Below are 22,104 nucleotides of genomic sequence, written 5' to 3'. Positions count from 1 at the left end.
GGCGTGGCGGCGGTAGCTTGCGATCGAACTGGAGGGCGAGCATGAACCCGAACCCCGGCTGGCAGCAGCAGCCGCAGCCCGGCGCACCACAGCAGTACCAGGGTCAGCCCCCGCTGGGCGGCGCGTACCCGCAGCAGCCCTACCCGGGCCAACCGCCCGCACAGCCCTACGGCCAGCCCCACCCCGGCCAGTACCCCGGCATGCCCGGTCAGCCCGGTCAGCCCGGTCAGCCCGGGATGCCGATGCAGTACCCCGGTCACCCGCGCAAGCCGAGCGCCGCCGCCGCGGTCGTGGCCGGTCTGCTCTTCCTGCCCGCCGTGATCTACACCTACATCGCGGCCGGCCTGTCGTGGACGGGCAAGCCGCCGTCGCCGCACATCGGCGTCTCGGTGCTGGGCATGGCGTTCTCCGAGGACATCACCCGCAACGGCGACTTCGCGATCACGATCTCGATGATCGTCGCGTCGATCGTCCTGCTGCTCGCGCTGGTGCAGGTGTTCCGGGTGCCCGGGGTGCGCTGGGGCCTGGTCGTGCTGGGCGCGCTGTGCACGGTGTACTACATCTACGCCGTCATCTGGATCGTCGCGAACGGCGGCGGCGAGTACGCCATCGTGCCCGCCGTCTGCCTGCTCCTGTGGCTGGCCGCGACCATCGTCGCCGCCCTCCCGGCGGTGGGCCGAGCAAGCCGCCGCTTCGGCCCACCCCAGCCCGGCCTGGCACCACCGCCCCCCGCTCACTGGGGCTGAGCCGCCGCCCTGACCCGCGGCGGAACCCGCCCGGCCGTGCGGAACACCGCGATCACGAGCCCGAGCGCCAGCAGGACGTCGAGCACGAACAACCCCGACTTCCACGCCACCACGGACCCGGGCCGGTCAGCGTCGATCAGCCCGGCCCGGTCGACCACCATCGGCAGCCGCTCGCCGGTCTCGGCCAGGAAGTCGTGCCGGTCGGTGTACTCGGTCGCCTGCTCACCGCACCGCAGGTCGTGGTGGTAGTAGTCCGCTCCGGACCGGGTGTCGGACTGCCTCAACCCGGTGACCGTGCACTCCGTCCGCTCGCCGGCCACGGTCAACCACGCCGAGGGCGCAGTGAACACCGACACCAGCATGACCACGACCAGGACCCCCAGGCCGGCGAGCACGACGCGGCTCGGACAGCGCAGCAGCCGGAGGAACACCGGCATCAAGAACACACTCAGGGCGAAGAACACCACGAAGGGAACGGCCCACGCGCCACGCGCGCCGACCCAGATCCCCCCACCGACCGCGCAGAACAGCGCCAAGACCACCAGGCCGAGCAGGAGACCCTTGGCTCGAACGGCGTGCGACTCGGTCATTGCGCGCCCCTCTCAGCTGGCTGACGGCGCACGGGCAGCAAGACCACCAGCAGCACGTACACCGAGCCGAGCAACGCCAACGCGGCGAACCCCCAGTTGCGACCGGCGGACACCTCCTCGGGCGACGCGGCCTGCACCACGTTCGCCGAGTCGACCACCATCGTGCGCGGGCCGGTCTTGATCGCGAGGTTCTGCGGCACATCCCACTGCGGTTTCAGGTCACCGCACGTGAGCGTGTGCTCGTACAGGGTGCGGTTCGCCCGCTTCGGATCCTTGTACTCCCGCTCCGTCAACTCGCACTGCCGCTGCTCGCCCACCGCCGACAACCACACCGAGTGAGCGGTGAACACCGACGCCCCGACCACCAGGATCCCGGCGAACAACGCGACGAGGAACACCCCCGAGCTCCCCGGCCTCAGCTTCGCCGACGCCAGGGCGAACAGCACCACTCCGCCCAACGCCACGGGGATGAGGAGCAACGTCCACGCGCTCGCCACCTTGTAGAGGAAGCCGCCGAGGAGCAGGCAGGCCGTCGACAGCGCGAGCAGCCATCCCCACAACGCCCTGCGGGACCTCACGCCCTCGTTCATCCGTCCAGGTGTCCCGTCATCCGCTTGAACGTGTCCCGCTGATCCTTCGGCACGCCCTCGTTCTCCAACTCGTCCTGTTTGGAGGTCTCGCGCAGGATGTCGGCGCCCATCTTGGTCTGGAAGCCGCCGCCCATGACGTCGGGCACGGAGTGCGGCGACACCCCTGTGCCATCGGCGCGGGTGATCGGCTTGAACGGCGCATAGGCGTCGGCCGCGCCCTGGTACCGGTTGGCGCCGGGCACCGTGACGCCCTCGGTGGCCTTGTTCCACGTGTTGCCCGCGTCGCGGTAGGCGGTGCCGAACTCCCGGAACCCTTCCTTGGCCTTGTTGCCCGCGTCCGCGAGCGACGGCCGGGAGTTGCCCCAGTCCTCCATGCGCTTCGCCGCGTCGTCCAGGCCCTGGAACCGAGGCGTGCCCGGCGCGTCGGCGGCCCGCGTGACACCGCCCGCGCCCCGGCCGCCCTTGCCGAACCGCGCCAGGCCCTTGAGCATGTCGCCGACCTTGGCGAACAGGCCCTTCAGCCGGCTCGCGATCCGCATGACCAGGCGCATGAGCTTCGCGACCTGCTTGGTGATCTTGCCCAGCACCACCGCCGCCCGGCCGACCGTCCACGCCGCGAACGCCGCCACCGAGCTGCCGAAGCTCACCACCGACGACGCCAGCGCGATGACCGCGTTGCGGATGACCTCCCAGATGAACATCGCGATCAGGTCGCGGATCATGCCGCGCACCGCCGCCGTGATCGTGCCCGCCGTCGCCACCTGCTCGGCGACGCCGACGCACGCTTTGCTCATGGCCAGCGTCTCGCCGACGAGCTGCCCCTGGCTGGCGCGGAACCGGTCGGCCGCGCCCTGCTCCCAGCCGCTGACCTGCGTTTCCACCGCGTTGTGCTGGTCCTGGGCGATGCGGTCCAGCGCCGACGCGGCCTGGTTCCACGTGGTGACCGCGGCCTTGATCTTGTCGCCGTCGCCGGCCAGCCAGTCCAGCGGCTCCCGCAGGAAGCTGATGTGCTCGATGAGCCAGCCGATCCCGGCGGTGGCCAGGGTGCCCAGCGGGTCGATCGCCGCGCTCAGCACGTCCAGGCCCACCGCCGCCGCGTTCATGCCGATTTCGGCGAAGTCGCCCTCACCGGCGCGCTTCAACGAGTCGGCGAACTGGACGACCGATTCGGCGGGCCCGGCCCCGGCGAAGTTGTCGGGTGACCAGAAGCCCGCGTCGTCACCACTGGCGAACCCGGTCATGAGTCCGTCCGCCATCACGCACCCCCGCCGAAGGTCTGCCGGTTGCCGTCCTCGACGTTCTCGTAGTCGACGGCCGTCAGGATCGTGTCGCCCGCCGCCTCGCCGTGGGCCGCCGCCAACGCCTTGATCGCCTCCACGGTCTGCGCCGCCGCCTCCTGGGCGTCGCCGGCGAAGAACTGGAGCAGCTGCCCGAACGTGTCGCCGCCCAGGTCGACACCGGCGACGCTGTTCGCCACCGCCTCGATCTCGCTCTGCCGCCCCTCCTGCCCGCCCGCGAACGTGCGCAACTGAGCCGCCTGCACCTTGAAGCCGCTCATCGCAGCACCGACCCCCCGAAGTCGTCGTCATCGGGTGCCGCGGGCCGCGCCGCCGGGCGGGCCGGGCGTGGCGGCGGTGCTCCCCAGCCGGTGTCGCGCAGCACGCTGCCGTCCTCGGCCGGCGTGGGCGGCGGTTCCTCCTCCACCTGCGGGATGAAGGAGGTCAGGAAGTCCATCGCCTCCGTGCCGCCGAACTCGGGTTCCACGATGGCCGCCACCTGCGACGCGGCCTGCGCCTGGGCCCGCCGCACGGTGGTCATGACCACCTGGCCCAACTGGACGTGCGAGAAGTCGCCCACGCGCGGTGAGAACTCGATGTGCTGCAACGACCCGTTCGGCGCGACCGTGACGGTCACGGCCCCGTCCGGCGAGCGCAAGGTCGCCGAAGTCTGCTGGATCTGCTGCTGCATCTCCTCCGACCGGCGCGCGAGATCGTTCGCCCGCGCCTCCAAGTCGGCGATCATCCGTTCCGGTTCCACAAGCCCCCCTTTCGATACCGCAGGGGAGTATTGCGGATCAGCCGGCCCGGGGGATGTGCAATGGACCAAGTGCCAGCACGGCGCGGAATTCCTTGGGCGGCACGGGTCGGGAGAACAGCCAGCCCTGGTAGGCGTCCACGCCGACACCGCGCAGCACGTGGAACTGGGTCGCGGTCTCCACGCCCTCCGCCACGCACTTGCGGCCCATCGCGCGGGCCATGTCCACGACCGCTCGTGCGACGGCGAAGTCCGACGAGTCGTTGCCCACGCCCGACACGAACCGCCGGTCCACCTTGATGATCTGGGCGGGCAGGTCCTTCAACCGCGCCAACGACGAGTAGCCGGTGCCGAAGTCGTCCACCGCGAACCGGATGCCGCGCCCGACCAGCTCGTCCATCGACTGCCGCACCCGCGAGGGCAGGTCCACCAGCGCGGTCTCGACCAGCTCCAGCACGACCCGGTCCCACGGGATGCCGGCCTCGGCGATGGCGTTGGCAACGATGTCCACGAACTCCGGGTCCCCGGGCACGAGCCCGGCCAGGTTCACCGCCACGGACACCGGCTGGTCGTTGGGCGCGGGCCAGGTCGCGGCCTCCTTCAGCGCCGTCCGCAGCACCCACCGGTCCAGCTCGCGCAACAAGTCGCCCTGTTCGGCCACCGGCAGGAAGATGTCCGGCGGCAACAGACCGCGGTCCGGGTGCGGCCACCGGACCAGCGCCTCGGCGGTCTGCACCGACCCGTCCACGCCCACCACGGGCTGGAAGTGCAGCGCCAAACCGTCGTGCGCCAACGCGTCCCGCAGCTGGCCCTCCAGGTGCACCTGCCGGTCGGCGGAGGCGATCAACGCCGCCGACGCCAACGACACCCGGCCCGCGCCGGACCGCTTGGCCTCGAACATGGCCGCGTCGGCGAAGCGCAGCAGGTCGTTGCCCGTGGCACGAGAGCCGTTCGGCACCGCAGCACCTATTGACGCCGACACCCGCACCAGCTGCCCGTGCACCGGAACGGCCGTGCGCAGCAACCCGGCGACCTTGGTGGCCAACGCGTCCACGCCACCGACCTTGTCGATGTTCTCGCAGATGATCACGTACTCGTCGCCGGACAACCGGGCCGCCGTGCACCCCTCCGGCAACCCGCCCTCCAACCGCCGCGCCAACGCCACCAGCAACTCGTCACCGGCGTCGTGGCCCAAGGAGTCGTTGACCCGCTTGAAGTTGTCGATGTCGCAGAACAACACCGCCACCCGCGAGCGGTCCTCGGAGTCCAGCAGGGTCGTCAGCATCTCCTTGACCAGCGCCCGGTTCGGCAGACCGGTCAGCTCGTCGTGCGTGGCCTGGTGGCGCAACGCCTCGGCGGTGCGGCGGCGCTCGGTGATGTCCTGGAAGACCGTCAGCCAGAACCGGCGGCCGTCGTCCTGCACGGACAGCGCGATGTGCAGCTCGCAGTAGACCCGCTCGCCGTCGGGCCGGACCAGGATGCGCTGCGGGATCTTGTGCACCCGGTCCGCGCCCATCTGGGTCATGCGGCTCACCGAGTGCAGCCGGTTCTCCTGGTCGTCGGGGTGGGTCATCTGCGCCGCGGTCATGCCGCGCAGCTGCTCCAGGTCCATGCCGAGCAGGTCGCACAGGGCGTCGTTGGCGTCCACCAGCCGCTCGGCCTCGTCGAACAGGCCGATGCCGACCGGGGTGAGCTGCACCAGGTCGGCGAAGCGCTGGCTGGAGCGCTTCATCCGGGTCTCGGCGGCGCGCTGCTCGGTGATGTCCTGCGCGGTGCCCACGGCCAGCGGCCGGCCGTCCGGACCCTTCACCACCACGCCGTGGCTGCGGAACACGCGCACCTTGCCGTCGCGGCGCACGATCCGGTGCTCGCACTGGACCGGCACCTCGTCGGTCGCGAGCTGCTGCCACAGCTCGTCCACCCAGCCGCGGTCGTCGGGGTGCACGAGGTCGAGGTAGGTCTGGTAGCGGGTGTGCTCGTCGCGCGGCACGCCGAACAGGTCGGCCAGCATGTCCGACCACACGACGTCGCCGGTCTGCAGGTTCCACTCCCACACGCCCAGCTGGGCGGCGCGCTGCGCGTCGGCCAGGCGGCGGCGGTCGTCGCGCAGCTGGCGCTCCAGCGCGCGGGCCTCGGTGACGTCCTGGATGGTGCCGTGCACGCGGACGATCCGGCCGGACTCGAACTCGGCCCGCGCGCGGCAGATGTAGACGCGGTCGCCGAACTCGCTGCGCACCTCGGCCTCGAAGGGCTGGTCGTCCTTGGCGTGCAGCAGCTCGCGGCGCAGGGACTCCAGCTCGGCGCGGTCCTCGGGGTGCACCCCGCACAGCAGGTCGTCGTTGGGCGCGATGCCCAGGTCGGCGTACATCTCCAGCAGCACTTCGCTGCGGTGCACGGCCTTGGTGGGCATCTCGTAGCTCCAGCTGCCGATGCGCGCGATGCGCTGCGCTTCGAGCAGCCGGCCGCGCTCGGTCTCCAGGGCGCGGTCGGTGGTGAGCTGGGAGGTGATGTCCCGGATGTACCCGGTGATGAACTGGGTCCGGCCGTCGGCTCTCAGCTTGGCCTCGGCGACGCCCCGGATCCAGCGCAGGTCGCCGCCGGGTCGGACGATCCGGTAGACGATGTCGATCGGGTTGCCGTCCAGCTCGCGGTTGGCCCAGTAGCCCGCGACCATGTCGTAGTCGTCGGGGTGCACGACGTCCAGCACGGCCTGCGCGCCCGGGGTGACCTCGCCCGGCTTGAGGCCCAGCATCTCGTAGTGCGACTCGGACCAGACGGTGACGCCGGTGGTCGGGTCGTACTCCCACGACCCGATCTGGGCGACCCGCTGCACGGTGCGCAACCGCCGCTGCTCGTCGCGCAGCTCGTCGGCGGCCTTGGCCAGGTCGGAGACGTCGACCAGCAGCACGGCGTGCAGACCGGTGCCGGGCACGGCGCTGCGCACCACGCGGACCGGCAGCAGCCCTCCGTCGGACTGGCGCAACCGCAGGTCCGGGGCGGCGCCCACGAGGAGTTCACCCAGGGCGCGGCCGACCAGCTCGTCCGCGGAATGCGCTTTCGCGAGCACCGCGACGGCGTCGTTGGCGCGCATCACGACGCCCTTGGGGTCGACCAGAAGTGAAGGTCCCTCGGCCAGCGGGATGCCGTCCAGCGCGACCGGTGGCGCGGGGCGTGCACTGTCGAGCACCACCGGAGCGCGTCCAACCCGCTTGGGCACGGTCCCACCTTCCCGTGACAACGGCAGGGATGAACCGGCCCGGACCGCACCCGAATACGGCGTCCCCCTCCACGGGCAATATTCACCCGAGGAGAGGGACGGTATCGCTTCGGAGCGTCATCGCCCACCCCTCTTCGGGCTAACGAAACAACTCGTTCGTGGTTTCGCTGGTCCGTTGAGCCGAACGGGCGGATGCGGCCGGAGGTCTCCCAACTCCGACTGGGGGTCAGGCTACTCCGTCCTGCCGAGCTGCCAAGGCCACGGCCGCGGCGACTTCGGGTCCGACCCGCGGGTCCAGCGCGCTGGGCACGATCCGGTCGGCCGCGAGGTCGTCGGCGGCGACCGCCGCGATGGCGTCGGCGGCGGCCAGCTTCATGCCCTCGGTGATCCGCTTCGCGCCCGCGTCCAGGGCGCCGCGGAAGATGCCGGGGAACGCGAGGACGTTGTTGATCTGGTTGGGGAAGTCGCTGCGCCCGGTGGCGACGATCGCCGCGTGCCGCCCGGCCACGTCCGGGTGGACCTCCGGGTCGGGGTTGGACAGCGCGAACACGATCGAGTCGCCGGACATGCTCGCGATCAGCTCCTCCTCGACCAGCGACGAGGACACGCCGACGAACACGTCGGCGCCGCGCAGCGCCTCCGCGATGCCGCCGCGCAGGCCGGAGCCGTTGGTGACCGCGGCCAGCTCCTCCTTGACCGGGTTCAGGCCCGCGCGCCCGGTGTGCACGATGCCGCGCGAGTCGACCACGGTGACCTCGCCGATGCCCGCCGCCAGCAGGATCTTCGCGCACGCCACACCCGCCGCGCCGGCACCGGAGATGACCACCCGCTGGTTCGCGATGTCCTTGTCCAGCACGGCGTTCGCACCGCGCAGCGCGGCCAGGACGACGACGGCGGTGCCGTGCTGGTCGTCGTGCATGACCGGGACGTCGAGGGCCTCGATCAGCCGCCGCTCCAGCTCGAAGCAGCGCGGGGCGGCGACGTCCTCCAGGTTCACCGCGCCGAACGACGGGCGCAGCCGGACCAGCGTCTCCACGATCTCGTCCACGTCCGTGGTGTCCAGCACCAGCGGGATCGAGTCCAGGCCGCCGAAGGTCTTGAACAGCGCCGCCTTGCCCTCCATGACCGGCAGCGAGGCGCTGGCGCCGATGTCGCCCAGGCCGAGGACCGCGGTGCCGTCGCTGACCACGGCGACCAGGCGGTGCGCCCAGGTGTACTTCGCGGCCAGCGAGGCGTCGTCGGCGATGGCGCGGCTGACCCGGGCCACGCCCGGCGTGTAGGCGATGGACAGGGCGCGCGGGTCGGCGAGCGAGGCGGTGATGCCCACGCCGAGCTTGCCGCCCTCGTGGGCCCGGAAGATCTCTTCGTCGGTCAAACGGGTGGTCGTGGAATGGTCGTTCACTGCGGTCACGGGAGTCCCTCCTGCGGTGCGCGAGGTGCTTGGCGCACCGGGACCGGCGTTGTCTCGCGGGTCGTCGGGGCCTTGCTGCGGGCATCGCCGTGCGATCGGCACGGCCGCCCTGAGCGTGCGGTGCGGGCAACTATGACAGTGTCCGCCGGCGGTGTCTGCGGCGGGGATCACAGTTTTTCCGCAGGTCAGAGGGCATGTAGGAGAACGTACGTCCGGTTTTCTGCACCGACCGGTCGGTTTTCCCAGGCAGGATCGGTCAAGAGCGCCGATCTCCTAGGGTGAGCGCCATGCAGGCACGCGAGCTCAAAATTCCAGGCGTCTTCGAGTTCACCCCATCGGTGTTCCCGGACGACCGCGGGCTGTTCGTCGCCCCGTTCCAGGAGACGGCGTTCGTCGAGGCGGTCGGCCACCCGCTGCGGGTCGCGCAGACCAACCACAGCGAGTCCCGGCGCGGGGTCGTGCGCGGGGTGCACTACGCCGACGTGCCGCCGGGGCAGGCCAAGTACGTGCACTGCCCGCGCGGGCGGCTGCTGGACGTGGTCGTGGACATCCGGGTCGGGTCGCCGACGTTCGGCGAGTGGGACGCCGTGGAGCTGTCGCCGGAGCGCTTCAACTCCGTGTACGTGCCCGAGGGCCTGGGGCACGCGCTGATGGCGCTGGAGGACGGGACGGTCACGTCGTACCTGTGCACGGAGGGCTACAACCCCCGTGCCGAACGCACCCTCCACCCGCTGACCCTGGACCTGCCGTGGCCCGCCGACCTCTCCCCGATCCTCTCCCCGAAGGACGCCGCCGCCCCCACCCTCGACGAGGCCCTGGCCGCCGGCCTGCTCCCCACCTACGAGACCTGCACGGCCTGGTACGCCAAGCTCCGCTCCTAACGGAGCCTCCGGGGCCGGGGCCAGATCCGAAACCGGATCACCCCCAGCACCTCGGCCGCCCCCAGCGTGCGCGAGTCCGTAGACGCGAACGGGTTGTCCCCCTCGACGTGCCAGCCCTCGCCGTCCCTCCTGATCGCCCTCTTGACCGACAGCTGCCCGGGCCGCTGCGCCCACCTGACCAGCACAAGATCGTTCTCCCGGGCCGGTCGGGACGCTTCGAGGACCACCACGTCCCCGGTCCGCAGCGTCGGGAACATGGACGGCCCGGTCACCCGCACCAGCGGCAACGGCCTGGGTTCGGCGCGTGCCAACGATCACCTCCACCTGCTCGGGCCGAGGCCCCGGAGTAGGGTTCGGCACGTCGGAGCATCCACTGTCAGGGAGGAACAATGCGACTGTTGTCGCGCATTCTCCGCCGCCCGCTACTGGAGGCCACCGCGCACTGCGACCTCCCGTGCGGTGTCTACGACCCGGCGCAGGCCCGGATCGAGGCGGAGTCGATCAAGGCGGTCCAGGAGAAGTACCAGGCCAACGAGGACCCCGAGTTCCGCGAGCGCGCGATCCTGATCAAGGAGCAGCGCAGCGAACTGGTCAAGCACCACCTGTGGGTCCTGTGGACCGACTACTTCAAGCCGCCGCACTTCGAGAAGTACCCCGAGCTGCACGACCTCTTCAACCGCGCCACCAAGGCCGCGGGTGCCGCCGGCACCAAGGGTTCGATGGACCCGGCGAAGGGCCAGGAGCTGCTCGACCTGATCGCCCAGATCGACAAGATCTTCTGGGAGACGAAGGCCGCGGCCTGACCCCTGCGCGACGACGGCGCTGACCAGCGGAAACCTTCCGACCGGTCAGCGCCGTTCTGCGTCTTCAGCGGCCGTGCTCCTCACTGGGACCCGTCGACATGTCGCCCGGCGTCGGCTGCCCCGCGGACCAGCGGGCCAGGGCCAGCAACTCCCCGATCGTCTCCTCCGACCCGTCACCCAAGGTCAAGTGCCCGACAGCAGCCAGAACGGCGTTGACCCGCGACCACTCCATCAGCCGCTCGGCATCCAGGCCACACGCCGCCGCGACCGCCGCACACCGCGCCTCCACCCCTTCCTCCCCCGCCCCGTCCACCACGTAGTCCATGGCGTCGAAGCACGGGTCACCCACACACGTCTTCGGGTCGATCGCCACCAACCCGCGCGCACCGCCGTCCAGCACGTTGCCCGGGTGCAGGTCCCCGTGCAGCAGCACCTCCCGGGTCGGGGAGTCGAGCAACGCTCGGCACCGGGCGACAGTCCGCTCCCACATCGCCGCCGGAACACGCGCGGCGACGATCGGCTCCACAACACGGCGGCCGATCCGGACGATGAACTCCTCCGCCCGGTCCCGCAGCGTCCGCGTCAGGCCCGAAGGCGGCGGGGCCGAGTGCAGGTCCTCCACCAGGGCAGGCCAGTCGGGCGGTGATCGCGTCGATGTTCACGTGGAGTCGTTCATCACGCGAGGACGGTCGCCGTCAACCGACTAACACTACGATCGGACGCGTGAGTTCCCACGTGTACCTGTTGCGCCATGGCCAGACCGAGTGGTCCGAAAGCGGGCGGCACACCGGGCGGACCGATGTTCCACTCACGTCCGAGGGCGAGCAGCAGGCGCGGCGGGCCGGGGCGGTGTTGGCGCGGTTGCGGGGCACGGACCTGCCGCCGGCGTTGGTGTTGTCGAGTCCGCGTGAGCGGGCGTGGCGGACCGCTCAGCTGGCCGGGCTCGACGCCGGGCACACCGAAGAGCTCGCCGAGTGGGACTACGGCGACTACGAAGGCCTCACCACGCCCCAGATCCGGGAGACCGTCCCCGGCTGGACGGTGTGGACGCACCCCATCCCGAACGGCGAGAGCCACGGTGACGTCCAGAAGCGCGCGATCGGCGTGCTGGAGCGTGCCAAGCGGGCGCTGCCCGGCGGGGACGTCGTGCTCATCGGGCACGGGCACTTCAGCCGCGTCCTCATCGCCACCTGGCTGAACCTGCCGCCCAGCGAGGGCGTCCACTTCGGACTAGACCCGGCCGGCCTGACCGTGCTCGGCGACGAGCGCGGCGACCCGCAGGTCCGCCGCCTGAACGTGCCCGCCTGGGAGGTGGACGAATGACCGATGACCGCATCCGCCGCGCGCGGCCCGAGGACGTGCCCGCGATGGTCGGCCTGGCCGAGGAACTCGCCGAGTACGAACGCGCCCGCCACGAGTGCCGGCTGACCGTCGACCAGCTCCACACCGCGCTCTTCCGGGACAACCCGGCCCTGTTCGGGCACGTGGCCGAAGTGGACGGTCGTGTGGTCGGCATGGCGTTGTGGTTCCTGAACTTCTCCACCTGGCGCGGCACGCACGGCATCTACCTGGAGGACCTGTACGTCCAGCCCGGTCAGCGCGGCGGCGGCTTGGGCAAGGCCCTGCTCCAGGCCTTGGCGCAGGAGTGCGTGGCCAACGGCTACCAGCGGCTGGAGTGGTCGGTGCTGGACTGGAACGCCCCCGCGATCGGCTTCTACAAGTCGCTGGGCGCCATCCCGATGGACGAGTGGACCGTCTACCGCCTCACCGACCAGGCCCTCGCCGACCTCGGCCGGGCCGAGGCCTGATGGCGAGCTGATCTCGAAACCCTCACGAAACGGCGAACACAATCCGGTTTCCCGCACGGACTTGACCCGCGCTTGACATCGTCCCGCGCCGTACCGACCGCGGTGCCCCCGACGTGGGCAGACCCTGCCCCACCCGCGGTCGGCCGGAAGGAAGTTCGAAGGTGAACCAGACCGACGCCTCCGTGGGTGTTGTCCCGATCATCATCGGCCTCGCGGTCGCGGTGTTCATGATCGCCGCGATGTGGAAGGTGTTCGCCAAGGCCGGTCAGCCGGGCTGGGCGGCGATCATCCCGATCTACAACATCTACGTGCTGCTCAAGGTCGCCGGCCGGCCGGGCTGGTGGCTGATCCTGATGATCATCCCGCTGGTCAACCTGATCGTCTCGATCATCGTGTCGCTGGACGTCGCCAAGTCGTTCGGCAAGAGCGGCGCGTTCGGGTTCTTCGGCCTGTGGCTGTTCGGGATCATCGGCTACCCGATCCTGGGCTTCGGCGACGCCCGCTACCAGGGCCCCGCGGCGGCCTGACCGGCGTCAGCGCCGGACCTCCGCGACACCGGAGGTCCGGCGCACCAGGCCGACCCACCAGATGAAGGTCAAGGCGATCACCGTCGGGTTCTTCACGAAGAGCAACACCGCCAGGTAACTCCGACGCGCCCCTTCCGGCAGTAACCCGCCGACCACGCCCTCCAGCACGACGTCGAACACCAGGAACGCCACCGCCAGCAGCACGCACTGCCACACCAGACTCAGCCAGTGCGCTTTCGCGAACCCCCGGAACGCGGCCCAACGCACCCGCACCCCACGCAGCCCGATCCGCGCGATGCACACCACGAGCAGCAGTCGCGTCAACGCCACCACCACCTCGGACGCAACCGCGATCCCGTCCGACACCCACCCGCTGACCACGGCGAGCCGCTGCACCGAGGGAACCAACGACAGCCCCACCACCAGCGGCAGGTTCCGCAGGTAGAACCGCCAGACCCACCTGGGCACCTCCCACGCAAGCCGCAACTCAGCCCACACCCGAGCCCCACCCTCCGACACCGCGCCCCCTCCAGTCACCTCAGCCCTCCCGGCTCTTCCACCACCCGCGAACCTCACGACACCCGCACCCCGCCCACCACCCGCACCCCGCTCAACACCCGCAAGCCCTCACCCGCCCCATTCATGGCCGCCCACACGCCCGCCAGCCCACACCTGCCTCCTCCCGCGCGCCGCATCCCCGCCGCCGCGCCAGCCGCTCAAGGACCAGCTCAAGACCTACGCCGCGGCGCCCGTGCCACCCCTCGATACGCGCGGCAACTGCGGCACCCCACCTGCGGCACGAGCCAGGCGAACGTGCTCGCGCCGCCACACCCGCAGCAAGCTCCGCGTCCGTGGCACGCCAGACCTCCAGCACGCGCCACTCCGCCGGGCCCCTGCCCCACACCCGCAGCACGCCCCAGAACCGCGGCACGGGCCGCAGTGCGACGTTGGCGACCGCCCAACAGGGCTCAACACCGTGGCTAAGCCACCGGCAGTACCCAGCAGATGCGACGCCCACCCCGGCAGCTCGGTCGCCCCCGCACCAATGCACGCCCACGCCCGCCCCCGCACGAACGCCCGCCCACGCACCCCACACGCACGCACCCCGTGCCGGTGCCACAACCCCGACACACCGCCACGTCACGCACCGACCCGAGTCAGCCAACCCTTCAGTCGTCTAAAACTTTTAGTTCAGTGTACTGAAATTTTGGGCTCGGTAAAGTGTGAGGTATGAGCGCCCTGGGTCGTGAGCTGAGCACCGCTGTTGTCGCCTTCCACGAAGCGGTCGGGGCGCGGCTTCGGGTGGGGGCGGTGGATCAGCGGGCGCTTGGGGTGTTGGCTGCGCACGGGCCCATGACGGCGGGGGATCTGGCCAAGCGGATCAACCTCACGCCTGGCGCGGTCACCGGAGTGGTTGATCGGCTTGAAGACGCCGGCCTGGCGCGGCGGGATCCCGATCCGCAGGACCGGCGACGGGTGGTTGTTTCGGCGGTGCGGGGCGTGTTCGGTGACGTGTTCGACGGGCTGAGCAAAGCGATGGACGAGTTGACCGCCAGCTACACGCCCGAGCAGCAAGCCGTCATCGAGGACTGGGTGGTGCGCACGATCGAGGTGCTCAAGGAGCAGACCCGCGTGTTGAGCGACCCGTCGAGCAAGGCTCAGCGGCGGACGCCGACCGCCCCGTAGCTGACCGTCTCCGCGCCCGACCCGGCCTCGCTCTCTCCGCGCCACCGCGTGGCCAGCACCAGTCCCGGCTCGAGGAGGTCGAAGCCCTCCAACAGGGGCTCGATCTCCTCCCGGGACCTCGCCATGATCGGGGTCATCGTCTCGGCCGCCACCGCGACCAGCTTCTCCACCAGCTCCGGCCGCACGTCCGCCGTCAGGTGGCTGACCACGAGGTAGCTGCCGGGCGCCATCGCCTCGCGGTACCGGGCGACCAGTTCGGCGGGGCGGTCCTCGTCCCTCAAGTACGGCAGGATCGCGACCATCAGCACGGCCACCGGCTCGGACAGGTCCAGCAGCGCCCGCGCCTCGGGCGAGTTCAGCACCGCGTCCGGGTCGCGCAGGTCGGCCTCGGCCATGGCGACGTTGGGGTTGTCGCGCAGCATCGTGCGGCCGTGGGCGGCGGTGGCGGGTTCGTTGTCGACGTACACCACTCGGCACGTCGGATCGACCTGCTGGGCGACCTCGTGGACGTTGCCGGCGGTGGGGATGCCCGAGCCGAGGTCGAGGAACTGGCGGATGCCCGCCGCCACGCACACGCGGACGGCGCGGCGCAGGAAGGCACGCGTGTGCTGGACCATCTCGGCGGTCGGGATGACCTTCATGGACTGCTCGGCGAACTCCCGGTCCACCGCGAAGTTGTGCGCGCCGCCGAGGTAGTAGTCGTACAGCCTGGCCACGTTGGGGCGCTCGGCGTCGTTCGCCGACACCCTCCTCGGGGGGTTCTGCACCGCACACCTCACCCTGCTGCTGCCGGAGCGCGTGAAAAGCCCGCCGAACCGTATCCGGCTACTCCGTTCGTGTCCATCCGCCAAACGTGAACACGCAGGGTGATTGTGACTGGTGAACCGCTCGAAATCCAAACCCGGTGGTGCCCCGGCCGAGGGGGCGATGCAGGGGAAGGGGTCAACCCCCTCGGCCGGAGAGCCGTTTCGTCACACGCCGGCGTAGGACCGGATCCAGTCGCGGTAGCGGGTGACGGCGGTGTAGTTCGAGCGGGTGGAGCGGTCACTCGTGGAGGCGACGCCCACCTGGTAGTACTTGCCGTCCACCGGGCTGGTGGCGAACATCGGGCCGCCCGAGTCGCCGCCCGCCGCGATGCCGTCGACGCGGGTCACCGAGATCGCGATGCCGCCGCGGTAGTCGCGGCCGTTGACCGAGGTCACGCGGGTGTTGGCGTACTTGAGGTAGCGGGACTGGCAGTTGATCTCCGGCTGGTCGGTGCAGGTCGCGCCCCAGCCGTAGAGCTGGACGGTCTGGCCGACCTGGACCGCCGTGGTGGTGCCCAGTGGGGCGTAGGTGGCCGAGACGGACCGGTCGAGCTGCGCGAGGGCGAGGTCGACCGACGGGTGCTGGATGATCCGGGTGGCGGTGGCGAGGGTGCCGCCGGTGGTCTGGTCCAGGCTGCCGATGCGGAAGGTGTAGGTGCCGGAGCTGGCCACGCAGTGCTGGGCGGTCAGGACCCACTGCGGGGCGATGATCGTGGCGGAGCAGTTCTGCCGGCCGTCGCGGAACAGCCGGGCCGCCCAGGGGGCGTTGGTCGCGTAGCTGCCGCCGATGATGTAGGGCTGGACGTCCTCCGCCTGTGCGGCCGGGGCGAAGGTGGTCAGGGCGAGTGCGGACAGGAGCGCGGTAGCTGCTCCGACCACCGCGGACAGGGCGCGGTTGTGTCGCATGGATTCGTCACCTCAACGAACGCAGGGAGTGGTGATATCACCACCCACAGCGTCACTCGTTCGAGTGACAGGGAACACCCGCCGTTCGTCGGCCCACGCCCAGCCGATGGTCTGGGTCCGAATGGCGGCGCTCAGCCGTGCTCAACGTGCACACGTGCGCTCCCGCGCGCTCCTTGCATGCTTAGACGCGACTGAAATTTTTAGTTGACTGAAGGAAAATTTTCCCGGCTGGAGGGTGAATAGGGCGATCACGTGGGCCGGGCGCGATGAGGGGCCAGCGATCAAGGGCCGGGCAATCACGCGAGCAGAGCGATCACGCGGGCTCGGCGAGCACGCGGGCCGGGCGAGCAGGCGAGCGGGGCGGGCGGACGGGGCGGGCAAGGCGGGCGGACGTGGCCGGGGGGCGGGGCGCGCGGACGTGGAGGGGCGGGCGGGGCGGGTGATCAGGTAGGCCGGACGGGCGGAGCGGGTCGAGAGTGCAGGGCGGGCTCGATGTGGTCGTGCATGGGCAGGGCTTCGGCCTCCGCGAGGATCTACGCCCGCACGGGCTCGGGCAGCGTCACCCGGCGCGCACCAGGCACGCCACCAAGTTGTCCAACGCGCACTCCCGCTCGCCGATCGACACGACCTCGAGCACCCGCTCGGCGTCCTCCGCCCGCAGCAGCCCGGCAGCCTCGCGCCAGCCCGGCCGCCAGTCCGCGCGAGTCCGTGCCAGTCCGCGCCCAGTCCACGCTCAGTCCTCGTCCAGCCCCAGCGCCCACCGCCGCACGGGGTTGCTGAACAGCAGCGCCAACACACCGACCACGTACAGCCCGAGCAACGCGCCCCACAGCTGCCGCCCCGACGGCCCGTACATGTACCAGGCGACCCCGAGCAGCAGCAGCTGCACCACGACCGACGGCGTCCGCGCCCAGTGCTTGCCCAGCACGAGCCCGCCGCCCGTCGCGACCACGCCGGCGCCCAGCACCGCGAAGTACGCGGCCTCGCCGAGCACGTTCCCGGCCTCCGGTGCGCTGAACGCCCGCACCACCAGCGCCACCGCGAAGACCACCCCGGCGAGGCCCTGGAGCGCGGTCAGCACGCCTGCGCCGCGCACCGCGCGCGGGACCTGCTCTTCCTTCGTCACGCTGGGCCTTTCCTCACCGTGCGTACTCGTCACGCATCGTAGGCCACCCGGTTGGCGAGTCCCGTTCGACCGCCGCGGGGGCGAAGATCGACGCAGCTCTTTCGGCAAGCCGGCGGTCGGGCCGGGGTGCACTTGTCGGTGGGCGGCAGCAGAGGTTCGCGGAAAGGAGATGTAGGCCACTTCCGTGCGCTCAGAACACTCCTACCGGGTGACGCGCGACCTGTCCGAGGTCACGCGCTGTCCTACTCTGCACTAGTGCGCGCACTTCTGGTGGTCAACCCGCAGGCGACGGCGACCACGCCTGCCGGCCGGGACGTGCTGGCGCACGCACTGGCCAGCGATGTGAAGCTCGACATCGTCGAGACGACCTACCGCGGGCACGCGGCGGACGCCGCGGCGCAGGCCGTGCTGGACGGGTATGACCTGGTCGTGGCGCATGGCGGCGACGGCACCGTGAACGAGGTCGTCAACGGCATGCTGCGCGACGGCGTGCGGCCGGGCGTGCCGATGCTGGGCGTGGTGCCCGGCGGGTCGGCCAACGTCTTCGCCGGTGCGCTGGGGCTGCCGCGCGACCCCGTCGAGGCCACCTACCGCCTCCTGCAGGCCATCGAGCACGGCACGAGCCGCAAGGTCGGCCTGGGGCACGTCTCCTCGGCCCGGTCGGGCGCGGACGACCAGCACGACCGCTGGTTCACCTTCAACGCGGGCGTCGGTTGGGACGCCGACGTCGTCGCCGGTGTCGAGGCGCAACGCGCGAAGGGTCGCGAGGCCTCCCCCGCCCTCTACGTGCGCGCCGCGTTCGCCAGTTACGTCACCCAGCGCCGGCACCCGGCGAACCTCACCGTGCACATCCCGGACGAGGAGCCGTTCGAAGGCGTTCGACTGGCGTTCGTCTCCAACACCGACCCGTGGACCTACCTCGGTGACAAGGCGATCCGCCTCAACCCGAGCACGTCGTTCGACGGCGGTCTGGGCGTGTTCGCGCTGCACGCGATGGGTCTGCCGACGATCGCGCGTTATGTGACGCATCTTTTGGCCACGGACGGGAACCCCAAGGGCGGGAACCTGCTGCGTCGCGACGATGTCGAGTTCGTCCGGGTGACGAGTCGGGTGCCGGTCAACCTCCAGGTGGACGGGGACCTGCTCGGCCTCTGCACCGAGGTGGAGTTCACGTCGGTGCCGAAGGCGCTCACGGTTGCCGTGTGACCACTGCTGTGTGACCGTGGTGTAACCGTGTCGCTACCCATCCGCGATGTCGTGGCCTGCGGAGACACCCAAGAGTGAAAGCCTGGATGAACTCAGTCGATCTTTCGGGTGAGTTCGGCCACCGGGTCAGTGCTAACCCCTTGACATCCGGGCCGTTCGTGAAAGCATTCACAAGCACCCCAAAAACCGACCGCTGACGACCGGCGCGCCTTGACGCGCGCGCCTAGCTGAGGAGTAGTTCCAATGGACTGGCGCCACCGCGCGATCTGCCGCGACGAGGACCCCGAGCTGTTCTTCCCCGTGGGAAACAGCGGTCCTGCGCTCCTGCAGATCGCCGAGGCGAAGACCGTCTGCCGCCGTTGCCCTGTCGTCTCCGACTGCCTCGCGTGGGCGCTGGAGAGCGGCCAGGACGCCGGCGTGTGGGGCGGGATGAGCGAAGACGAGCGCCGCGCCCTCAAGCGCCGCAACGCCCGGACCCGGGCCCGCAGCAACGCCTGAGCGCCCTGCGCACAAGCACCTAAGAGAAAGAGCCCGACACCGTGCCAGGTGTCGGGCTCTTTCGTTGTGTTGCACACCCTCCCGCATGACCACGTGACTCCGCTGAGGTAGGTCGTCACGTGTGCACGTCCCAAGTCTAACGCCGGCCTTACAACGCCCCCGCAGGGGTGCTCACCAGCGCCGAACCCGGGTTCAGCGCCACGCCGCTCTCGCCGCTCGCACCACCTGCCCCCCGCCTCTCGCTCTCGCCGCTCGCACCACCTGCCCGCCGCCTTTCCGCGCCGCAGGCGCGCCTCGGGCTGCCTAGCCCAGAGGAAGGGCCTCGGTTTCTTCCCCCGTACGGCCTGGGCGCAGCCCAACCACGTTCGACCCGTTTGTGCAACCACGCTTCACCGGTTGCACCAACGGGCCGAACGTGGTTGCCTCCGGCAGGCCGTACGGGGGAAGAAACCGACGCCCTTCCACCCCCGGGGGCCTGCCGCGCGGCGAGCGCCGCTTTCAGCTTTTGATCTTGAGAGCGCGCCGGCGCGACCGCTTGAGAGCGCGCCAGCGCGAAAGAGGAAGCGAAGCGCCTCTAAGAGCGTCAGCGCCGGGGCCGCAGGGGCACGCGGAGCACGGCTTCCGTGCCGCCCTTGGGGCGTCGCCGCAGGCTGAGGCTCCCCCGCAGCTCGGACTCCACCAGGGTCCGCACGATCTGCAACCCGAGCCGGTCGGTCCGCTCCAGCGAGAACCCCGGCGGCAGGCCCTTGCCGTCGTCGGAGATGACCACGTCCAGGTACTTCGCCGACCGCTCCGCGTGCACGACCACCTCACCCCGCTGACCAGCGGCGTAAGCGTGCTCGAACGCGTTCTGCACCAGCTCCGTCAACACCATCACCAACGGCGTGGCCAACTCCGCCGGCACGATCCCGAACGGCCCCTCCCGCCGCACCACCACCTGCGACTCGGTGGCGGCCACGTCGGACATCATCGGGATGACCTTGTCCACGACGTCGTCCAGGTCGACCCGCTCGTCCACGGACATCGACAGCGTCTCGTGCACCATCGCGATCGACGTGACCCGCCGCACCGACTCCGCCAGCGCCTCCCGCGCCTCCTCGCTGCTGGTCCGGCGGCTCTGGAGGCGCAGCAGCGCGGCCACGGTCTGGAGGTTGTTCTTCACCCGGTGGTGGATCTCGCGGATCGTGGCGTCCTTGGACAGCAGCGCCCGGTCCCGCCGCCGCACCTCCGTCACGTCCCGGCACAGCACCAACGCACCCGCGGCGCTACCCCGCGGCCGCAGCGGCAGCGCCCGGAACAGCACCGCCGCGCCGCGCCTGCTCTCGGCCTCGATGCGCATGCTGGGCTGCCCGTCCAGCGCCATCCGGATCCGCTGGGCGACCTCGGTGGCGTCGAACGGGTCCCCGATCAGCGACCGCGTCAGCGGCGCGAGGTGCACCCCGACCAGGTCGGACGCGTGGCCCATGCGGTGGTAGGCGCTCAGCGCGTTCGGGCTGGCGAACACCACGGCGCCGGAGGCGTCCAGGCGGATCAGGCCGTCGCCGACGCGCGGGCTGGTGTGCACGTCCGGTGACGGCTCGGTGGTGGGGAACGTCCCGTCCGAGATCATCTGGCACAGGTCGGCCGCGCTGCCCAGGTAGGAGATCTCCAGCGGGCTCGGCACGCGCGGCACAGCCAGGTTCGTGTTCCGGCTGAGCACCGCGATGACGTCGCGGCCCAGGCGCACCGGGATGGCCTCACGGCGCACGGGAACGCCCAGGTGCCAGCGCGGGTCCTCCTCACGGCAGATGCGCGACTCGGTCATGGCGCGGCGCAGCTGCGGGTGCTCCTCGACGTCCACGGTGCTGCCCACCACGTCCTCCGGGTGCGCCGTGGGCGCGGTGGTCGGACGGGCCTGGGCGACGCACAGGAACGTGGACTCGTCCAGCGGCACCCACAGCAGGAAGTCGGCGAAGGACAGGTCGGACAGCAACTGCCACTCGGCCACCACGAGCTGGAGGTGGTCGACGGCCGAACCGGACAGCTTGGTGTGTTCAGCCAGCAGGTCGGTGAGCGTGGACAGGGGGCAACCCCTTCCCGGGCAGCGGCGTTCGGCAGCCCCAATCCAATCACGGTCCAGGCCCGGCGGCCGGTGCGGGTGGCCGGGTGAGACACTGTGGGGAAGCAGTCTGAGCTATGAGGAGATCCCCATGTCGAAGCGTGCCCGCAAGCGCCGCGACCGCAAGAAGGGCGGCGCCAACCACGGGAAGCGCCCCAACGCCTGAGTCACACCCTGGCGTGCGCGAAGGCCCCGGAGCACCGTGCTCCGGGGCCTTCGCTCATGGTCTAGGCGTCGGTCTTGGTCGTGATCTCGACGTCCAGCGACACGTCCACGCGACCGTCCGACGTCGTCTCCCGGATCCGGGCCCGAAGCCTGCGTTTCAGCTCCTCCGGCGCGTGTTCGCCGCCGCACTTCTTCGCGAGCAGGGCCTTGAGGTGCTCCTCGATCCCGTACTCCTCCAAGCACGGGTGGCACTCCTCCAGGTGCGTCTGGAGCAGCTCCCGCCGCTTCTGGTCGCACTCGTGGTCCAGGAACAGCCAGACCTCGGACAGGACCTCGGAGCAGTCCGTCTCGTGCGGTTCGCCGCAGCTCATCGACCCGCCACCTCCTGCTGGGCGCCGCGGAGGAAGCCGCGCTCCCGGGCGACGTCGGCCAACTGGTCGCGAAGCTGCCTGCGGCCCCGGTGCAACCGGGACATCACGGTGCCGATCGGGGTGCCCATGATGTCTGCGATCTCCTTGTAGGCGAAGCCCTCGACGTCCGCCAGGTACACCGCGATGCGGAACTCCTCCGGGAGCCGCTGGAGGGCTTCCTTGACGTCCGAGTCGGGCAGGCGGTCCATCGCGTCCATCTCGGCCGAGCGCAGGCCGGTGGACGTGTGGCTCTCCGCCTGCGCCAGCTGCCAGTCCGTGATCTCGTCGGTCGGCTGCTGGAGCGGCTGGCGCTGCTTCTTGCGGTACCCGTTGATGTAGGTGTTCGTCAGGATGCGGTACAGCCAGGCTTTGAGGTTCGTGCCCTCCGAGAAGGACGCGAAGGCCGCGTAGGCCTTGAGGTAGGTCTCCTGGACCAGGTCCTCGGCGTCCGCCGGGTTGCGGGTCATCCGCAGGGCCGCCGAGTACAGCTGGTCGAGCAGCGGCATCGCGTCGCGTTCGAACCTCGCCGCACGCTCGGCCGTGGTCTCGTCCGCCATGGGCGTGTCCTGCGTTCGCGTGGCTGGCACCGCGCTCCC

26 protein-coding genes are annotated in these 22,104 nt (G+C 70.8%); 10 read left to right on the top strand and 16 right to left on the bottom strand.

Annotated elements, in window-relative coordinates; all coding sequences use genetic code 11:
* The first annotated feature begins 41 nt into the window (after positions 1-41).
* Positions 42-746, top strand: coding sequence for a hypothetical protein (locus tag DFJ66_RS28535; protein ID WP_121225543.1), 705 nt, complete (start codon positions 42-44; stop codon positions 744-746).
* Here DFJ66_RS28535 and DFJ66_RS28530 read toward each other — a convergent pair.
* From DFJ66_RS28530 to DFJ66_RS28500, 7 genes are all read right to left on the bottom strand, one after another.
* Positions 734-1,336 (bottom strand): hypothetical protein, encoded by a 603-nt coding sequence (locus tag DFJ66_RS28530; protein WP_121225541.1) that lies wholly within the window; start codon positions 1,334-1,336, stop codon positions 734-736. The two genes, DFJ66_RS28535 and DFJ66_RS28530, sit on opposite strands and share 13 nt — an antisense overlap.
* Positions 1,333-1,914 carry a hypothetical protein gene (locus tag DFJ66_RS28525; RefSeq protein WP_211351352.1) on the bottom strand — a complete coding sequence of 194 codons (582 nt, stop codon included), beginning with the start codon at positions 1,912-1,914 and terminating at the stop codon, positions 1,333-1,335. Before DFJ66_RS28525 ends, DFJ66_RS28530 begins: the two co-directional genes overlap by 4 nt.
* Before the next feature lie 8 nt (positions 1,915-1,922).
* On the bottom strand, positions 1,923-3,182 hold the full coding sequence (locus DFJ66_RS28520; protein WP_121225537.1) for a WXG100 family type VII secretion target: 1,260 nt from the start codon (positions 3,180-3,182) through the stop codon (positions 1,923-1,925).
* On the bottom strand, positions 3,182-3,484 hold the full coding sequence (locus tag DFJ66_RS28515) for a type VII secretion target (RefSeq protein WP_121225535.1): 303 nt from the start codon (positions 3,482-3,484) through the stop codon (positions 3,182-3,184). Before DFJ66_RS28515 ends, DFJ66_RS28520 begins: the two co-directional genes overlap by 1 nt.
* A complete protein-coding gene (locus tag DFJ66_RS28510) occupies positions 3,481-3,963 on the bottom strand; it encodes a YbaB/EbfC family nucleoid-associated protein (RefSeq protein ID WP_121225533.1) in 483 nt (160 codons plus the stop codon). Before DFJ66_RS28510 ends, DFJ66_RS28515 begins: the two co-directional genes overlap by 4 nt.
* Before the next feature lie 37 nt (positions 3,964-4,000).
* Positions 4,001-7,177 carry a bifunctional diguanylate cyclase/phosphodiesterase gene (locus DFJ66_RS28505; RefSeq protein ID WP_121225531.1) on the bottom strand — a complete coding sequence of 1,059 codons (3,177 nt, stop codon included), beginning with the start codon at positions 7,175-7,177 and terminating at the stop codon, positions 4,001-4,003.
* A 226-nt stretch (positions 7,178-7,403) separates the two neighbouring features.
* The gene (locus tag DFJ66_RS28500; protein ID WP_211351351.1) at positions 7,404-8,588 is read right to left on the bottom strand and encodes an NAD(P)-dependent malic enzyme; all 1,185 of its coding nucleotides are present in this window, start codon (positions 8,586-8,588) and stop codon (positions 7,404-7,406) included.
* Positions 8,589-8,875: 287 nt separating this feature from the next.
* Here DFJ66_RS28500 and DFJ66_RS28495 point away from each other — a divergent pair, with 287 nt between their 5' ends.
* Entirely contained in the window at positions 8,876-9,469 is a 594-nt protein-coding gene (locus DFJ66_RS28495) for a dTDP-4-dehydrorhamnose 3,5-epimerase family protein (protein WP_121225526.1), read from the top strand.
* Here DFJ66_RS28495 and DFJ66_RS28490 read toward each other — a convergent pair.
* Complete coding sequence (locus DFJ66_RS28490; protein WP_281276646.1) at positions 9,466-9,780, bottom strand: S24/S26 family peptidase; 315 nt, start codon at positions 9,778-9,780, stop codon at positions 9,466-9,468. The two genes, DFJ66_RS28495 and DFJ66_RS28490, sit on opposite strands and share 4 nt — an antisense overlap.
* A 78-nt stretch (positions 9,781-9,858) precedes the next feature.
* On the opposite strand from DFJ66_RS28490, the gene sodN reads away from it, so the two are divergent.
* A complete protein-coding gene (sodN, locus tag DFJ66_RS28485) occupies positions 9,859-10,272 on the top strand; it encodes a superoxide dismutase, Ni (protein ID WP_121225524.1) in 414 nt (137 codons plus the stop codon).
* Positions 10,273-10,336: 64 nt separating this feature from the next.
* On the opposite strand, the gene DFJ66_RS28480 is transcribed toward sodN, so the two are convergent.
* Complete coding sequence (locus tag DFJ66_RS28480; RefSeq protein ID WP_342776980.1) at positions 10,337-10,894, bottom strand: aminoglycoside phosphotransferase family protein; 558 nt, start codon at positions 10,892-10,894, stop codon at positions 10,337-10,339.
* Between the two features lie 101 nt (positions 10,895-10,995).
* On the opposite strand from DFJ66_RS28480, the gene DFJ66_RS28475 reads away from it, so the two are divergent.
* From DFJ66_RS28475 to DFJ66_RS28465, 3 genes are all read left to right on the top strand, one after another.
* Positions 10,996-11,595, top strand: a complete 600-nt coding sequence (locus DFJ66_RS28475) for a histidine phosphatase family protein (protein WP_121225520.1) — start codon at positions 10,996-10,998, stop codon at positions 11,593-11,595.
* Entirely contained in the window at positions 11,592-12,080 is a 489-nt protein-coding gene (locus DFJ66_RS28470) for a GNAT family N-acetyltransferase (RefSeq protein WP_121225518.1), read from the top strand. The genes DFJ66_RS28475 and DFJ66_RS28470 overlap by 4 nt, the downstream gene beginning before the upstream one ends.
* A 161-nt stretch (positions 12,081-12,241) precedes the next feature.
* Positions 12,242-12,607 carry a DUF5684 domain-containing protein gene (locus DFJ66_RS28465; RefSeq protein ID WP_121225516.1) on the top strand — a complete coding sequence of 122 codons (366 nt, stop codon included), beginning with the start codon at positions 12,242-12,244 and terminating at the stop codon, positions 12,605-12,607.
* 6 nt (positions 12,608-12,613) lie between these two features.
* On the opposite strand, the gene DFJ66_RS28460 is transcribed toward DFJ66_RS28465, so the two are convergent.
* The gene (locus DFJ66_RS28460) at positions 12,614-13,075 is read right to left on the bottom strand and encodes a hypothetical protein (RefSeq protein ID WP_147459383.1); all 462 of its coding nucleotides are present in this window, start codon (positions 13,073-13,075) and stop codon (positions 12,614-12,616) included.
* Between the two features lie 762 nt (positions 13,076-13,837).
* Here DFJ66_RS28460 and DFJ66_RS28455 point away from each other — a divergent pair.
* Positions 13,838-14,293 (top strand): MarR family transcriptional regulator, encoded by a 456-nt coding sequence (locus DFJ66_RS28455; RefSeq protein WP_170199713.1) that lies wholly within the window; start codon positions 13,838-13,840, stop codon positions 14,291-14,293.
* Here DFJ66_RS28455 and DFJ66_RS28450 read toward each other — a convergent pair.
* The 3 genes from DFJ66_RS28450 to DFJ66_RS28440 form a co-directional block, all read right to left on the bottom strand.
* Positions 14,266-15,060, bottom strand: coding sequence for an SAM-dependent methyltransferase (locus DFJ66_RS28450; protein ID WP_246029938.1), 795 nt, complete (start codon positions 15,058-15,060; stop codon positions 14,266-14,268). The genes DFJ66_RS28455 and DFJ66_RS28450 overlap by 28 nt on opposite strands.
* Positions 15,061-15,264: 204 nt before the next feature.
* Complete coding sequence (locus DFJ66_RS28445) at positions 15,265-16,005, bottom strand: S1 family peptidase (protein ID WP_121225510.1); 741 nt, start codon at positions 16,003-16,005, stop codon at positions 15,265-15,267.
* 733 nt (positions 16,006-16,738) lie between these two features.
* A complete protein-coding gene (locus DFJ66_RS28440; RefSeq protein WP_246029937.1) occupies positions 16,739-17,131 on the bottom strand; it encodes a hypothetical protein in 393 nt (130 codons plus the stop codon).
* Between the two features lie 255 nt (positions 17,132-17,386).
* Between DFJ66_RS28440 and DFJ66_RS28435 the strand changes: the two genes are divergently transcribed.
* Positions 17,387-18,337, top strand: a complete 951-nt coding sequence (locus DFJ66_RS28435; protein WP_121225506.1) for a diacylglycerol/lipid kinase family protein — start codon at positions 17,387-17,389, stop codon at positions 18,335-18,337.
* 243 nt (positions 18,338-18,580) lie between these two features.
* Positions 18,581-18,835: a WhiB family transcriptional regulator gene (locus DFJ66_RS28430; RefSeq protein WP_015104912.1), complete on the top strand. Its 255-nt coding sequence runs from the start codon at positions 18,581-18,583 to the stop codon at positions 18,833-18,835.
* A 583-nt stretch (positions 18,836-19,418) separates the two neighbouring features.
* On the opposite strand, the gene DFJ66_RS28425 is transcribed toward DFJ66_RS28430, so the two are convergent.
* Positions 19,419-20,897, bottom strand: coding sequence for a PAS domain-containing sensor histidine kinase (locus DFJ66_RS28425; RefSeq protein ID WP_121225504.1), 1,479 nt, complete (start codon positions 20,895-20,897; stop codon positions 19,419-19,421).
* Positions 20,898-21,024: 127 nt separating this feature from the next.
* On the opposite strand from DFJ66_RS28425, the gene DFJ66_RS45495 reads away from it, so the two are divergent.
* The gene (locus DFJ66_RS45495; protein ID WP_096498094.1) at positions 21,025-21,099 is read left to right on the top strand and encodes a 50S ribosomal protein bL37; all 75 of its coding nucleotides are present in this window, start codon (positions 21,025-21,027) and stop codon (positions 21,097-21,099) included.
* A gap of 61 nt (positions 21,100-21,160) precedes the next feature.
* Here the strand turns inward: DFJ66_RS45495 and rsrA are convergent, their stop codons facing one another.
* Together rsrA and DFJ66_RS28410 are read right to left on the bottom strand one after the other, a co-directional pair.
* Entirely contained in the window at positions 21,161-21,469 is a 309-nt protein-coding gene (gene rsrA / locus DFJ66_RS28415) for a mycothiol system anti-sigma-R factor (protein ID WP_121225501.1), read from the bottom strand.
* A complete protein-coding gene (locus DFJ66_RS28410) occupies positions 21,466-22,065 on the bottom strand; it encodes a sigma-70 family RNA polymerase sigma factor (protein ID WP_121225499.1) in 600 nt (199 codons plus the stop codon). The genes rsrA and DFJ66_RS28410 overlap by 4 nt, the downstream gene beginning before the upstream one ends.
* Positions 22,066-22,104: the final 39 nt, after the last annotated feature.

It is taken from the genome of Saccharothrix variisporea (genome assembly GCF_003634995.1).
Taxonomy (GTDB): domain Bacteria; phylum Actinomycetota; class Actinomycetes; order Mycobacteriales; family Pseudonocardiaceae; genus Actinosynnema; species Actinosynnema variisporeum.
Note: the sequence above shows the minus strand (reverse complement) of the source record. Positions and strands in the feature narration are given on the sequence as shown.